The 14,041-nt window shown below is 72.5% G+C and carries 11 protein-coding genes; 1 reads left to right on the top strand and 10 read right to left on the bottom strand.

The genetic code is table 11. The annotated features are described in order from the left end of the window. Positions 1–14: 14 nt before the first annotated feature. From V5F49_RS14865 to V5F49_RS14820, 10 genes are all read right to left on the bottom strand, one after another. Positions 15–3,044 carry an efflux RND transporter permease subunit gene (locus V5F49_RS14865; protein WP_509210789.1) on the bottom strand — a complete coding sequence of 1,010 codons (3,030 nt, stop codon included), beginning with the start codon at positions 3,042–3,044 and terminating at the stop codon, positions 15–17. 56 nt (positions 3,045–3,100) lie between these two features. After that, on the bottom strand, positions 3,101–4,072 hold the full coding sequence (locus tag V5F49_RS14860) for an efflux RND transporter periplasmic adaptor subunit (RefSeq protein ID WP_394117045.1): 972 nt from the start codon (positions 4,070–4,072) through the stop codon (positions 3,101–3,103). A gap of 292 nt (positions 4,073–4,364) precedes the next feature. Continuing rightward, the gene (locus tag V5F49_RS14855; RefSeq protein ID WP_394117044.1) at positions 4,365–6,053 is read right to left on the bottom strand and encodes a complex I subunit 5 family protein; all 1,689 of its coding nucleotides are present in this window, start codon (positions 6,051–6,053) and stop codon (positions 4,365–4,367) included. A 217-nt stretch (positions 6,054–6,270) separates the two neighbouring features. Continuing rightward, complete coding sequence (locus V5F49_RS14850; RefSeq protein WP_394117043.1) at positions 6,271–7,803, bottom strand: complex I subunit 5 family protein; 1,533 nt, start codon at positions 7,801–7,803, stop codon at positions 6,271–6,273. 820 nt (positions 7,804–8,623) lie between these two features. Then, on the bottom strand, positions 8,624–8,989 hold the full coding sequence (locus V5F49_RS14845) for an NADH-quinone oxidoreductase subunit K (protein ID WP_394117042.1): 366 nt from the start codon (positions 8,987–8,989) through the stop codon (positions 8,624–8,626). Further along, entirely contained in the window at positions 8,986–9,927 is a 942-nt protein-coding gene (locus V5F49_RS14840; protein WP_394117041.1) for a hydrogenase subunit MbhD domain-containing protein, read from the bottom strand. Before V5F49_RS14840 ends, V5F49_RS14845 begins: the two co-directional genes overlap by 4 nt. Then, positions 9,924–10,250, bottom strand: a complete 327-nt coding sequence (locus V5F49_RS14835) for a cation:proton antiporter (RefSeq protein WP_394117040.1) — start codon at positions 10,248–10,250, stop codon at positions 9,924–9,926. Before V5F49_RS14835 ends, V5F49_RS14840 begins: the two co-directional genes overlap by 4 nt. Next, positions 10,247–10,546 carry a monovalent cation/H+ antiporter complex subunit F gene (locus V5F49_RS14830; protein ID WP_394117039.1) on the bottom strand — a complete coding sequence of 100 codons (300 nt, stop codon included), beginning with the start codon at positions 10,544–10,546 and terminating at the stop codon, positions 10,247–10,249. The genes V5F49_RS14835 and V5F49_RS14830 overlap by 4 nt, the downstream gene beginning before the upstream one ends. Then, the gene (locus V5F49_RS14825; RefSeq protein ID WP_394117038.1) at positions 10,543–10,998 is read right to left on the bottom strand and encodes a Na+/H+ antiporter subunit E; all 456 of its coding nucleotides are present in this window, start codon (positions 10,996–10,998) and stop codon (positions 10,543–10,545) included. Before V5F49_RS14825 ends, V5F49_RS14830 begins: the two co-directional genes overlap by 4 nt. A 98-nt stretch (positions 10,999–11,096) precedes the next feature. Continuing rightward, complete coding sequence (locus tag V5F49_RS14820) at positions 11,097–12,437, bottom strand: sugar porter family MFS transporter (protein ID WP_394117037.1); 1,341 nt, start codon at positions 12,435–12,437, stop codon at positions 11,097–11,099. A gap of 260 nt (positions 12,438–12,697) precedes the next feature. On the opposite strand from V5F49_RS14820, the gene V5F49_RS14815 reads away from it, so the two are divergent. Then, the gene (locus tag V5F49_RS14815; protein ID WP_394117036.1) at positions 12,698–14,020 is read left to right on the top strand and encodes a DegT/DnrJ/EryC1/StrS family aminotransferase; all 1,323 of its coding nucleotides are present in this window, start codon (positions 12,698–12,700) and stop codon (positions 14,018–14,020) included. Positions 14,021–14,041 lie beyond the last annotated feature (21 nt).

Here is a 14,041-nt window from a genome sequence, read left to right as displayed (position 1 = left end):
CCCGGTCCTGTTCCTCACGCCCTTGCGGCATTCCCGGCCGGAGCCTCCGCCCGCTCCGGCCCGGTGGTGGGGCCGAACCAGGCCACGTACAGCGCCGGCAGGAAGATGAGGGTGAGCAGCGTGCCCACCAGCAGGCCGCCCATGATGGCGAAGGCCATGGGCCCCCAGAACACCGTGGGCGCGATGGGGATCATGCCCAGCACCGTGGAGACGGCGGTGAGCATGATGGGCCGGAAGCGCAGGGAGGAGGCGTGCACCACCGCGTCCCACACGTTGCGGCCCGCGGCGCGGTCGGCCTCGATCTGGCCGATGAGGATCACCGCGTTCTTGGTGATCATGCCGATGAGGGCGAGCACGCCGAGAATGGCGACGAAGCCGAGCGGCCGGCCGGAGGCGAGCAGCGCTCCCACCACGCCGATGAGGCCGAGCGGCGCCACCGACAGCACGATGATCATGCGCTGGAAGCTCTTCAGCTCGAACATCAGCACGGTGAACATCAGCAGCAGCATCACCGGCACCACGGCGACCACCGAGGCGAGGGAGGCGGCGCTCTCCTCCACCGTGCCGCCCACCGCGATGGCATAGCCGGGGGGCAGGGTCTTGCGCAGGGCCTCGATCTTCGGCTCCAGCTTCTCCACGACGCTCTCGGGCAGGACGCCGCGCCGCACGTCGGCCTGCACGGTGAGGGTGGGCACCCGGTCGCGCCGCCAGATGGCGGGATAGTCCTGGTCGTACTCGAAGGTGGCGATCTGCGAGAGCGGCACGGTGCGCCCGCCCGGCAGCGGCACCTGCAGGGTGGCGAGCGAGGCGAGGGAGACGCGCTCCTCGTCGGTGGCGCGGGCCACCACGTTGACGAGATAGATGTCGTCGCGCACCTGCGTCACCGCCTGGCCGGACAGCACCGTGTTCAGCACGCCGGCGAGCTGGGCGGTGGAGAGGCCGAGGAGGCGCGCCTCGTCCTGGTCCACCTTGATGCGCACCTGCCGCGCCGGCTCGATCCAGTCGTAGTTGACCTTGTCCGACTGCGGGTTGGAGGCCACCACGGCGGCCAGCTGGAAGGCGATGGCGCGCACCTTCTCGATGTCCGGGCCGGACACGCGATACTGCACCGGCCAGCCCACGGGCGGGCCGAGCTCCAGCGGCGCGATGCGCGAGACGAGCTGTGGGAAGTCCTCCGCCAGCACCTTCTCCAGCTTCGTCCGCAGCCGGTCGCGCGCCGCCACGTCCTTCGCCACGATCACGGTCTGGGCGAAGAAGTCGTTGGGCAGCTGCACGTCGAGCGGCAGGTAGAAGCGGATGGCGCCGCGTCCCACGTAAGTGGACCAGCGCGCCACGTCCGGATCGCTGCCCAGCACCTTGTCGAACGTCTCCGCCACCTTCTCGCTGGCGTAGATGGAGGCGTTCTGCGGCGAGGCGAGGTCCACCAGCAGCTCCGGCCGGTCGGACGAGGGGAAGAACTGCCGCGGGATCAGCGGCAGCGCCAGCACCGACAGCACGAACAGGCCGAGCGTGACGGCGATGGTCACCCAGCGCAGGCGCAGGCACAGCACAAGGAAAGAATGGTAGAGCCCCATCACCCCGCGCGGCGGCGCGTCGGGATCGGGGATCTTGTCCTTGGCCGGGGGCCGCAGGATGAGCACCTGCAGCAGCGGGGCGAACAGCACCGCCACGATCCACGACACGAGCAGCGCGATCGCCACCACCGCGAACAGGGTGAAGGTGTATTCGCCCGCCGAGGAGGCGGCGAAGCCCACCGGCACGAAGCCGGCCACCGTCACCAGCGTGCCCGCCAGCATGGCGGCGGCATACGCCTTGAAGGCGTAGGACGCGGCTGTCACCTTGTCGTCGCCGGCGGCGAGCCGCGTCAGTGTCGCGTCGGTGGTGGTCATGGCGTCGTCCACCATGAGCGCCAAAGCGATGATGAGCGCGCCCAGCGAGATGCGCTGCATGTCGATGTGCGCGAGCTGCATCAGCGCGAACACGATGGCGAGCGTCAGCGGGATGGCGAGGGCGACGATGGCGCCCGCCCGCACGCCCAGCGCGATGAACGACACCACGAGGATGATGCCCACCGCCTGCCACAGGCTTTCCATGAACTCGGCGATGGCGCTGTTCACCGTCACCGCCTGGTCGGCGACGAGGTGCGCCTCGATGCCTACCGGCAGGTTGGCGATCAGCCGGTTCATGGTGGCGTCGATGTTCTTGCCCATGGCGAGGATGTCGCCGCCGTCGCGCATGGCGATGGCAAGCCCTATGGCCTCCTTGCCGTTCACGCGGAACATGGGCTGGGGCGGGTCGGAATAGGCGCGGCGGATGGTGGCGATGTCGGCGAGACGGATCAGCCGTCCGTTCACCACGAAGTTCACGTTGGCGACGTCCGCCTCGGAGGTGAAGGCGCCTGACACGCGGACCGAGATGTTCTCCGCCCCGGTGCGCACCTCGCCGGAGGGGCGCACGATGTTCTGGCTCTGCAGCGCGGCCAGAACGGCCGAGCGGTCGATGCCGAGGCTCGCCAGCTCGCGCATGGAGAATTCGATGAAGATGCGCTCGTCCTGCGCGCCGAGGATCTCGATCTTCGAGACGTCCTGCACGTGCAGCAGCTCGGAGCGCACGTCCTCCACATAGTCGCGCAGCTCGCGATGGGTGAAGCCGTCGGCGGTGAAGCCGTAGATGATGCCGAAGGTGTCGCCGAACTCGTCGTTGAAGAACGGGCCGATGATGCCCTGCGGCAGGGTGTGGCCGATGTCACCCACGCTCTTGCGCACGTGGTACCAGATGTCCGGCACCTCGTCGGCGGTGGCCGAGCCCTTGAGGTGGACGAAGATGGTGGTGGTTCCGGGCTTGGTGTAGCTCTCCAGATAGTCGAGCTTGGGCACCTCCTGGAGCTTGCGCTCCAGCCGCTCGGTGACCTGCTTGAAGGTCTCCTCCAGCGTGGCGCCGGGCCACGCCGCCTGCACCACCATGGTCTTGATGACGAAGGTGGGGTCCTCCGCGCGCCCGAGGCTGCGGAAGGCCATGATGCCGGCCACCACGGAGATGGCCATGAAATAGATGATGACGGAGCGGTGCCGGAGCGCCCAGGCGGAGAGGTTGAAGCCGCTCACAGCGCGTTCCCCAGGAGGCGCACCTTCTGGCCCGGATGCAGCGCCTGCACGCCGGCCGTCACCACGATCTCGGACGGCTTCACGCCCTCCGACAGGGTGACGGTGGCGGGAGTGAAGCGCAGCACCTCGACCGGCCGCAGCGCCACCGTCTGGGCCTTGGGATCGACCACCCAGACCGCCGGCTTGTCATTGAGGCGGGTCAGCGCGCTGGCGGGCAGCTCGATGACGGGGCCGGTGTCCACCACCACGCGGCCGACCACCGTGGTGCCGAGGCGAAGCGCCTCCGGCGGGTCGATCAGGCCGACGCGCACGCGGAAGGTCCGGGTCACCGGATCGGCCTGGGGCGAGACCTCGCGCACGCGGCCACTGGCGCGCACGGCGGGATCGCCGGCCAGCGTCACCTCCACCGCCGGATCGCCCGGCAGCGAGGACAGGAGCGCCGCCGGCACCTCGAACACCGCGTCGCGGCCGTCCTGCCGTGCCACTTCCACCACCGGCTGGCCGGCCTGCACCACCTCGCCCGGCTCGGCCCGGCGCTGGGTGACGACGCCGGCCGAATCGGCCTTCAGCTCGGTGAAGCCGAGGCGGTCCTCGGCCATGCGCAGGCGGGCCTCGGCGTCCTCCACCTGCGAGCGGGCGTTCAGGAAAGCCTGCTCGGCCTGCTCATATTGCGCGCGCGGGGTGAAGCCGCGGGCGAGCAACTGGCGCTGGCGCTCATACTGGTTGCGGGTCTGGCTCAGATTGGCGTTGGCGGCGGACAGCGCGGCCTGGGCGGAGCGCAGCGCGTTCTGCTCGTCCTGCGGGTCGAGGCGCGCGAGCACCTGGCCGGGCTTCACCCGGTCGCCCACGTTCACCAGCCGCTCGATGACGCGCCCGCCGATGCGGAAGCCGTAGGCCGCCTCGTTCTGGGCCTCCACCTGTCCGGTGAGGGTCACGGCATCGCTGGCCGCGCGGCTCGAGGCCGTCACGGTGCGCACCGGGCGTGGCTCGGGGGCCTTGGCCTCCGGCGCCTCGCCGCAGCCGGCGAGGGCCGCGAGCAGCGCAAGGGCGGCCGCGCCGCCGGCTCGCCGGAGCGCCGGGCGGCTCCGTTTTCCGGAAAGGCATGGCGCAGAGGCTTCGCAGCGCACCAGATGAGCCACCAGACCACTCCCGTTTTGCATCGCGTCAACGTCCCTTTAGCCGAGGTTGTCCGGCCCCGCCAGAGCCTCGCCTGCGTCCGAGAATTCAGGCCGGCCCTGAATTTTCTTCATATACTCACGCTCAAGGCGCGCTCTGGAGCCGCGTCATGAGCACAACCACCAGCAGCACCAGGGCCGTCGCGGCCACCGGCCAGCGGCGCAGGGCGGCATCGGTCGAAACCAGCAGCGCCATGGCGCGGGCGGCCAGCGGACGCGCCCGTTCGGCGACGAGAAGAATGTCGCCGGCGGGCACCTCCGGCACCGGCGGGCAGAAGCGATGGAGCAGCGCCGCAAGCGCCAGCCCCAGCGCCACCGGCCACATCCCCTTGGCGAGCGCGGCGGGCGCCAGCGCCACTTCCGGGCCGGAGCCGGTGACCGCCGCGAACACCACATAGGGCAGCACCAGCGCCGCCACCGCAAGCGTCCCCAGCGGCACCCACAGCCCTGGCCCCGCCGGCCCGCCGTCGCCGCGGGCGCGCGCCAGCAGCAGCACGTAGCGGGCCATGAGCAGCGTGGTGCCCGCCGCCGAAAGGGTGAGGAGGAAGGCGGCGACGCCCTCCCCCGCCAGCGGCTTCACCGCATATTTGGCGAGCGCGCCGCCAGTGGGCGGCAGGCCGGCGAGGGAAAGCCCCATCACCCCTGCCACCACCAGCACCGCCCGCCCCCGCGCGGGCCCCACGGCGGCGACGCCGACCGCGAGGAACATGACACCCTTCAAGAGCATGTGATTGGCGGCATAGAAGGCCGCGAGCAGACCGGTCGTGGCATCCCCGGCCGCGAGCCCCATCCCCAGCACCGCGGCCACCACCCCCATCTGGCTCACGGTGGAATAGGCGAGCGCGCGCTTGGGATGGGCCTGCGTCAGCCCCACCGCGACGCCGTAATAGGCGGTGACGAGGCCTGCGACCGTCAGCGCCGCGCCCCAGTCGGGCAGCGCCACCCCCTGCGGCAGGAAGCGGATCAGGCCGATGACGCCCGCCTTCACCACGATGCCCGACAGCGCGGCCGAGCCCGGCACCGGCGCCACCGCATGGGCGAGCGGCATCCACACATGCAGCGGGAACAGGCCCATCTTCATGCAGAAGCCGAGCAACAGCAGCGTCAGGATGGCGCCCTTCCACGGCGAGGCCGGCAGGGTCGCCACCGCGTCGCGGATGAGCGGGTTGGCATCGCTCGCGCCCGAGGCCAGCATCACGAAGGCGGCGATGAGGAAGGCTTCGCCCAGCACCGTGAGGGCGAGATAGATGTTGCCGGCCCGCCGCGCCTCCCGCGTGTCCTCGTGGGCGGCGAGGCCATAGGCGGAGAAGCTCGCCAGCGCATAGGCGAGGTAGAAGCTCACCACGTCCGCCACCAGGAACACCGCGAACGAGCCGGCCATGGTGAGGAACCACCACACCGCGAACGCCGCGCGGTTGGGGTCCTTGCGCATGTAGCTGGCGGCGAAGGCGCCGGCCGCCATCCACAGCAGCGCCGCCCCGCCCAGCAGCAGCGCGCCGGGACCGTCGAGGGCGAGGGTGAAGCGGAACGGGTCGGGGGCCACCAGCACCGCCATGCCGCGCGGCACCAGCAGCGCCGCCACCAGCGCCGGCAGGGGCGCGAGCACGAACAGGAGCCCGGGCGCCCGCCGCGCCGCCGGCTTCAGCGCCACCAGCGCCATCAGCACCGGCAGCGCCACCGCCGCCAGCAGCAGCGCATCCGGCAGCACGAACGGCCCGGCCGGATCGAGCGCGTGGAAGCCCTCCGGCAGGGCGGCGGCCATGGCTGCGCTCATGGCTGGAACCCTTCCCGGGAGAGGCGACGGCCGCCGCCGACGCGCCGCCGCGCTGCTGCAGCTGGAATGGATGATCGGACCCGCGCGAGGGCGCAAGCCGCCCGGCGCGGCCGCACGCAGACCATGGGCCGGGAGGTGCGCCGGGACACGGGCCGGGACACGGGCCGGGACATGGGCCGGGACATGGGCCGGGACATGGGCTCGAACACCGGCGCGCTCATGGCAGGAACCCTTCCCAGGAGAGCGGGCGGCCGATGGTCAGCAGCGACAGCGGCGTCAGCGGCAGGAAGCCGAGCAGCACCGCCCCGAACGCCAGGGCGAGGGCGATGCCGGCGCGCCAAGCGCATTCGCGCGCCGCCGGCGCCGCATTCGCGTCAGGCCGGCGCAGGGCGATCACGGTCACCTTCAGCACGTATCCGCCCGCCAAAAGCCCGCCGGCCAGGATGACGAGGGCGATCCACCAGGCGGATTGCTGGACCGCTGCGGTCAGCAGCATCACCTTCGCCACGAAGCCTCCGGAGGGCGGCAGGCCCATGAGCGAGAGCCCGCCCAGCGTGAAGGCCGCGACGCTCACCGGCGCCACCCGGCCGATGCCGGAGAGGCCGTCCAGCCGGTCGTGCCCCGCCGCCTCGGCGATGAGGCCCGCGGCCATGAACATGGCGGCCTTGGAGAAAGCGTGGGAGACGAGGTGCAGCGCGCCGCCGGTCCAGGCCACGGCGCTCCAGTAGGCGAGCGGCCCCTCCCCCGGCGCCGCCAGCGGGAACATCAGGAACAGGTAGCCGATCTGCGCCGCCGTGGAATAGGCGATCAGCAGCTTCAGCCGCCCCTGCGCCAGCGCCAGCACGCCGCAGAACACGATGGCCCCGGCGCCGAGCAGCGCCAGCACCGGCGCCACGGCGGCCGCAAGCGGGGCCGGCGACAGATCCGCCCACACCCGCACCATGAGGAACAGCGGCGCCTTGATGACCGCGGCGGAGAGCAGGGCGCTCGCGGCCGGCGCAGCGCCGGCGTGGGCCGGCGGCAACCACAGGTAGAGCGGGAACAGCGCCGCCTTGGCCGCGAGACCCGCCGTCATCAGCGCCAGCGCCGCGGCGGTGGCGATACCCGAGGCCGGCAGGCGCTGGGCGGCGAGCGTGATGTCGAGCGTGCCGGTGAGGCCATAGACCAGCACCACGCCCAAGAGATACAGCACCGACCCTGCCAGCGCGAACATCAGGTAGGTGAGCGCCGCCTCCATCTGCCCGGCCTTGCCGTCGAGGCACACCAGCGGCACGGCGGCGAAGGTGAGCAGCTCCAGCGCCACGTAGAGGGTGAAGAGGTCCTCCGCCAGGAAGGCGAGGTTCAGCGCCGATGCCGCGCTGAGCGCCAGCATCCAGAAGACGGGCGGCATGCGCGGCGTCGCCGCCCCACGCGGCGTGCGCGCGAAGGCGGCGGTGGCCAGCAGCACCACCGCGCCCATCACCAGCATCGCGCTGGAGAAGCCGCCGGCGCGAAGCGCGACGCCGAGCGGCGGCGCGAAGCCGCCGATGAAGGTGACGAGCGGGCGGCCCTGCGTCCACACGCTCGCCGCCACCAGAATCGTGAGCAGGACGCCGGTGGCGAGCAGGGCCAGCGCGACCCGCTCCGCAGCCCGGAAGCCGGCCAGCAGGAACACCGCCACCCCCACCAGCGGAAGCACCAGCACCAGCGCGAGAAGATCCCCCGGCACGGCAGCGAAAAACGGCAGGGCGGAGCTCAGCACCCCCTTCATGCCCCTCGCCTCCGAGGGCCCGGACGGAGCGCATGCCCGGCGCGCCTCGCCCGCATGTCGTGTCCGGGTCGAGCCGCCGGCGCGCCGCCCGCTGGGCCGGGTGACCGGCAGCCAAGGCGCGTTCCCGCGATCCGCATTGCATTCCATCGGGCGGGCAACAGGGCGTCTCCGTCCACAGGGCGGGAGGGACGACGCAGGGGGGACCACAGGCGGCGACCACCCGGACGCCGGCGAATGCCGGCCGCACCCGGCGCCGCGGTCTCTGCCCCGGCCACGGACGCAGAAGCCGGCACCGACCCTCTCGGCGTGATGGCCTTCGCAAGGGGCCTTGTTAAGCCATTGGTAAAGCGCGAGAAGCCCAGCTCTCGCGCGCGACCCAGAGGCGCGCCCCCGCCGACTGCATCCGCTACGGACCGGTCCCACCCATGCCCTCTGGCGGCAACGGCCTTGCCGCATGCAGACAGGTGGCGGGTGCCCCGGGCCGCCTTCATCAGGGCGATCCGGATGCCTCCTCTGCCGGCGGGTTGGCGGCCGGAAGGGATGCCCGAAGACGCACGCGCCGCGCCACCCGCGAGGATGCCAGGCCGGCCCGAGCCGCCGGCGGCCGGCGGCCAGGCGCAAGCCGCGCGGGCACGCAGGGTGACGATCCGGAGCGCGCCGGGCCGGCAAGCGGCGGCGGTTTCGCCGCCGGCGCGGCGGGAATGGTTGGAGGCTTGCGGAACCACGGGCCCGCGCTTGGGCCTCGATGCGCCGAAGGTACCCGTCTCGGCGGCCGCGAGGGAGCCGGGCTGCGATCCACGCACCGTCATCGTCGCGATCGTCATGGCGCGCCCTCCGCCCGCCCGGCAGCAGGGGCATCATTGCGGGAAGGGTCCTGCCGCGCAGCTTCGGCGGGCGCGGCCTCGGCCTGCACGGCAGCGAGGCGCATCACGAGGGCGACCGCAAGGGCGGTGGCGCAGAAGGCGACGACGATGCCGGTGATGACCAGCGCCTGCGGCACCGGATCGCCCTTCAGCCCGGCCGCCGCGCCGCGCCGGGCGATGGCGCCGAACAGCAGGAACACGCCGCCGCCGAGCACATTGAAGGCGAGGATGCGGCCGAGCGCGGCGCCGGCGGTCATCAGCCCGTAGAGGCCGAGCCCGACGAGACCGGCACCAGCCAGCGCGAGAAGATCGCCGCCGCTCATGGCGCCCCCCTTCCGTCCGCCGCCGGATCGGCCGGAGGCTCCAGCACCATCAGCGCGAGCGTGATGCCGATGGACAGGGTGATCGCCACCTCCACGGCCACGATCACCGGCTTTTCCCACCCCGCGGGATAGCCGAGGAACACGCCGGCCGTGGCCCAGCCGGTGGCGCCCACGAACAGGAAGCCGAACGGACCGGCGAGCAGCCCCGCCCGCAGCCAGCGACCGCCGGCCAGCGGCGGACGGGCGAGGCCAGCCGTCATCAGCAGCAGCCACATGGCGGCGAGCACCGCCCCGCCCTGGAAGGCGCCGCCCGGCACGTCCGCCCCGGCCCAGAACATGTAGATCGCCACCACCACGCCCAGCGGCGCCAGCACCCGCGCGATGAGATCCTGCGCCGGATGGGGCGCATCCGCCCACAGAGGCGGCGGGGCGCCCTGCCAGCCGCGATCCTTTGACAGCGCCCAAACGGCCAGCAGGCCCACCAGCAGCACCACCGTCTCCAGCAGGGTATCGAGCGCACGGAACACCAGCAGCACGCCGGTGACCGGATTACCGAGCCCCGTCGCGGGCATGTGCTCTGCCGCCAGCGGCGCCAGCGTCGGCGCCGGCTCGGGCAGCGCGAGCACGATGGCGGCGAGCGCCACGGCCACGGCGGCGGAAAGCAGCGCGGCGACCACGCGCAGCCCCGCCGGGGGCCGGGCGGGCGCGGCGGGTGATTGTCCGGCGGCGCGCAGCAGGACCATGCCGGTGATGCCGCCGCCCACCGCCGCCTCGGTCAGCGCCACATCCACGGCGGCGAGTCGGACCCAGGCGAGCGCGAGGGCAAGGCCATAGGCGATGAAGGCGATGGCCGCCGGCACCGGCGCGGGCGTCGCCACCACCCGCCAGCCGAGCCCGAGCACCAGCAGCGCCAGAACCGCATCGAACAGGAGGCTCACGCCGCGCCCTCCCCGTCCCGCGCGGAGGCCGGCGCAGCAGCGCCCGCTTCCGCGTCGGCCGCCGCGGCCATCAGCTGCGCGACCGCGCCGGAGGCGAGCTGCACCAGCAGCCACACCGCCACCATCTTCGCCGCCGCCAACAGGCTGCCCGCCTGCGGCAGGGCGCCCATCACGATGAAGGCGAGGCCGGGATTGTCCGCCTTGGAGAGGGCGTGGATGCGGGTGAAGGTGTCTGGCAGGCGCAACAGGCCGAGGGTGCCGGCCGCGAAGAAGGCGATGCCCACCGCAAGCAGGATGATGCTGGCGAGATCTGCGAGGCTCACCGGCGCCCCTCCCCGTCCGCGGCGGGACGCGCGGCCCGACCCGCCGCCTGCCGGACCACGGCGAGGGCGGCGCAGGCCGCCATGGCCGCCAGAAGGGCCAGGAGCAGGGCCACGTCGAGGATGGCGGGATCCCCGTCAGCGACCGCGAGCAGCACCAGCACGGCGATGCCGCCCGTGCCCACCAGTTGCACGCCGAGCATGCGGTCGGTAGCGGTGCGGCTGGCGCGCGGCGCCACGAGGCCGGCCGCCACCAGCACCACAAGCGCGGCGGCGCAGCCATACAGCACGGCGGTCATGCCCCCTGCCCTCCGGCGGCGCGAAAGGCGCGGGCGTCCTGCGCCAGCTGCGCCGCAGCGTCGCTTTCGGTATCGAGCACATGCACCGCCAGCCGGTCCGCCCCGCCGAGGGGAAGGGTTCCCGGCTGCAGGCTCGCGACGGCGCAGAAGGCGGCGCGGCCGAGGCCCGGCTCCAGCGGACACGCCACATGGGCGACGCCCGGGCGCACCCGCACCGGCGTCGCCACCACGCGCCGCGCCACGTCGATGCCGGCGGCGAGCGAGCCGGCGGCAAACCGCCCGGCGAGACGCATGAGCCCCGCGGGCGACAGGCGCACCGGCGGCAGCAGCGCCAGGCTGAGCGCCGCAGCGAGGGCGGCGGCGACGGCCCCCACCGCCAGGTCGGCCGGCCCCGTGCGCCCGAGGACGACCCAGGCCGCAAGGAAGACAAGCCAGCGAATCACACCCTTCATTCCGTTCCCCCGGCGGCCGCGTCCCTGAAGGGTACGACCGCTGCGGCGCAACTTACAGCCTTGCCGCGACGCTCCGGCAACATGGCACCGCTGCGCCGTCACGCCCCCGCGCCGAGACGCCGCAGGGGGCGGCCGGCGAGGACATCGGCCTCGATCTCCTCCAGCTCCACCTGCCGGGTTTCCGGCACGAAGGCGAGGGCGACGAACAGCGAGGCCACGCAGACGCAGAAGAAGATGCCGATGGTGGCGGCGAGGCCGATGCCCTGCACCACCGAGAGGAAGGTGGCGGCGACGATGGCGTTGAACAGCCAGCTGGTGGCGGACGCCACCGCGATGCCGCGCTCGCGGATGGCGGAGGGGAACAGCTCCGCCATCAGCACGTAGGGCAGCGGGCCGAGGCTGAGGGCGAAGGCGACGATATAGGTGCACAGCCCGGCGAGGGCGATCCACGGCCAGTCGGCCAGCGCCGCGGCGATGACCACGGCGAGGCTCGCCGCCATGGCCGCCGAGCCGGCGATGAGCAGCGGGCGCCGGCCCAGCCGGTCCACCAGCATCATGGCGGCGATGGTGGCGATGACGTTGAACAGGCCGAGGCCGAAGGTGGCAGCCAGCGCCGCGACGCCCTCCGGGAAGCCGAGCTCGGTGAAGATGTGCGGCGCGTAATACAGGATGCCGTCGATGCCGGAGAAGTTCTGCAGCACGAACAGCACGCTGCACAGCACCAGCACGCCCACCGTCGCGCCCCGGCCGAGCACGGCCCGCCAGTCGCCGGGAGCGGCGGCAGCCGCCGGCTCCGCGCCCAGCTCGTCGGCAATGCCGAGGGCGCGCGCGGCGGCCTCGGCGCGGGCGTGCTCGCCCCGCGTGCGCAACCAGCGCGGGCTTTCCGGCAGCACCAGCACCACCGCCCCGCAGAGCACGGCGATGAGCACGCCGCACCCCAGCATCGCCGGCCAGGAAGCCTTGCCCATGAGCGCCAGCGGCACCGCATAGCCGATGAGGATGCCGATGGTGATGGCGAGCTGGAACAGCGACACAACCGCGCCGCGGTGGCGGGCCGGCGTCACCTCGCCGGCATACATGGGCACCACCATGGAGGAGAGGCCGACTCCCAGCCCGATGAGGATACGCGCCGCCACCAGCATGCCCGGCCCCGGCGCCATCTCCTGCCCCACGGGCACGAGGATGTACCCGGCAACCGCCATCGCGGCCGCCAGCAGGCAGGACGGACGCCGACCGATTTGGGCGGAGACCGGCGCGGCGACCGCCGCTCCGACGAAACAGCCGGCAAGCAGCGACGTCACCACCATCTCGGTGGCGCGCGTGGATAGGGCGAATACTTGCGAAATCGTGCCGACGACGCCGGCTATGGAAGCTGTGCTGAACCCGAACAGGATGCCAAAAAGCAGCACCAGACCAGACGTTAGGAGCAGCGTCCGCATGGTTTCGCCTGTAGGGTTCGACGGGGCAGGAAAAATGGCTCGCGCCACAGCAGGAAAGGACTTGTAAGCCGCAGCTGGGCCGGAGCATAAGTAGAAAAAAATCGTCAGGATAGGCGTCCGCGTTCGCAAGCGGCCGGTTCGGCGCGGTTCGCGGGCAGATCGAAGTCTCGAAACATCCAAGTCTCGACACCTTCAAGTCTCGACACCTCCACCTCTCGATACCTCCACGCCTCGCAGGAAACCCTTTCGGAGAGCGCCACGTGACCGTTTCAGCCACGACGCACGAGCACGCCAACCGCCTCGCCATCGAGGGCGGCGCGCCGGTCCGCACCAAGCCGCTGCCGTGGGAGCTGCCCGGTGCGCACTGGATCGGCGACGAGGAGCTGGAGCTGGTCTCGCGCGTGGTGCGCGCCCGCAGCCCGTTCCGCTTCTACGGGCCCGACCTGCAGCACATGGTCGACACGCTGGAGAAGGAATGGTGCGCCGCCTTCGGGCACAAGCACGCCCTCGGCGTCTCCTCTGGCACCGCCGCCCTGTCCATCGCCATGTCGGCGCTCGAGATCGGGCCCGGCGACGAGGTTCTGGTCCCCGGCTATCTGTGGGTGAGCTGCGTGAGCGCGGTGGTCCGCGCCGGCGCCATCCCGCGGCTGGTGGACATCGACGACTGCTTCACCCTCGACCCGGCCGACGTGGAGCGCAAGATCGGCCCCAACACCCGCGCCGCGCTGATGGTGCACATGAGCGGCGCGCCCGGCCGGGTGGCCGAGGTCGCCCGCATCTGCCGCGAGCGCGGCATCGGCCTGATCGAGGACTGCGCCCAGACCGCCGGCGCCAGCCAGCACGGCAAGGCCGTCGGCACGTTCGGCGACGTGGGCATCTTCTCGTTCCAGCTCAACAAGAACATGACCTCCGGCGACGGCGGCATGGTGGTGACCGAGCGCGACGACCTCTACCGCCGCATCGTCGCCCTGCACGACCTCGGCTACCCGCGCAACGCGCAGGGCCGGCTCGACACCTCCGATGCCGAGTGCCAGCTGTGGGGCGTGGGCGCCCGCATGTCCGAATTGACCGGCGCCATGTGCCTCGCGCAGATGCGCAAGCTGCCGAAGATCACGCAGGCCATGCGCGACGCCAAGTGGGCCATCCGCGAGGGGCTGGCGGACGTCTCCGGCATCACCTTCCGCACCGTGCCGGACCCCAAGGGCGACACCGGCCCGTTCCTGCTCATGGCGCTGAAGGACGAGGCCACCGCCCGCCGCTTCGTGGACGCCCTGCGCGCCGAGGGCATCGCCGGCCCGCCCGGCTCGCTCGCCTGCCTCACCATGCGCGAGTGGGGCATGCACTGGTATTCCAACATCCCGAGCCTGGTGAACAAGCGCTCCAACAGCCGCGACGGCTTCCCCTGGAGCCACCCGGCCAACGCCTTCGGCGCGGACTACAGCTACGCCGCCGGCGCGCTGGCGAACTGCGACGACCTGAATGCGCGCGGCGCGCTGCTCACCATCGCCTCGACGCTGACGCAGGAGGACGTGGACGACATCATCGCGGCGATCCGCAAGGTCGCCCGCGTCGTGCTCGCCTGACGCACGAGGGATCCAGGGACC

It is taken from the genome of Xanthobacter lutulentifluminis (assembly GCF_043194675.2).
GTDB lineage: Bacteria > Pseudomonadota > Alphaproteobacteria > Rhizobiales > Xanthobacteraceae > Xanthobacter.
The sequence above is the reverse complement of the archived record's forward strand: the minus strand, read 5'-3'. Positions and strand labels throughout refer to the sequence as shown.

Bases quoted from the DNA above. Each gene is read 5' to 3' on its own strand.
- V5F49_RS14820 (WP_394117037.1), bottom strand. From the start codon at position 12,437: ATGCGGACGCTGCTCCTAACGTCTGGTCTGGTGCTGCTTTTTGGCATC.
- V5F49_RS14865 (WP_509210789.1), bottom strand. From the start codon at position 3,044: ATGGCCATCTCCGTGGTGGCCGGCATCATGGCCTTCCGCAGCCTCGGG.
- V5F49_RS14850 (WP_394117043.1), bottom strand. From the start codon at position 7,803: ATGAAGGGGGTGCTGAGCTCCGCCCTGCCGTTTTTCGCTGCCGTGCCG.
- V5F49_RS14825 (WP_394117038.1), bottom strand. From the start codon at position 10,998: ATGAAGGGTGTGATTCGCTGGCTTGTCTTCCTTGCGGCCTGGGTCGTC.
- V5F49_RS14855 (WP_394117044.1), bottom strand. From the start codon at position 6,053: ATGAGCGCAGCCATGGCCGCCGCCCTGCCGGAGGGCTTCCACGCGCTC.
- V5F49_RS14845 (WP_394117042.1), bottom strand. From the start codon at position 8,989: ATGAGCGGCGGCGATCTTCTCGCGCTGGCTGGTGCCGGTCTCGTCGGG.
- V5F49_RS14830 (WP_394117039.1), bottom strand. From the start codon at position 10,546: ATGACCGCCGTGCTGTATGGCTGCGCCGCCGCGCTTGTGGTGCTGGTG.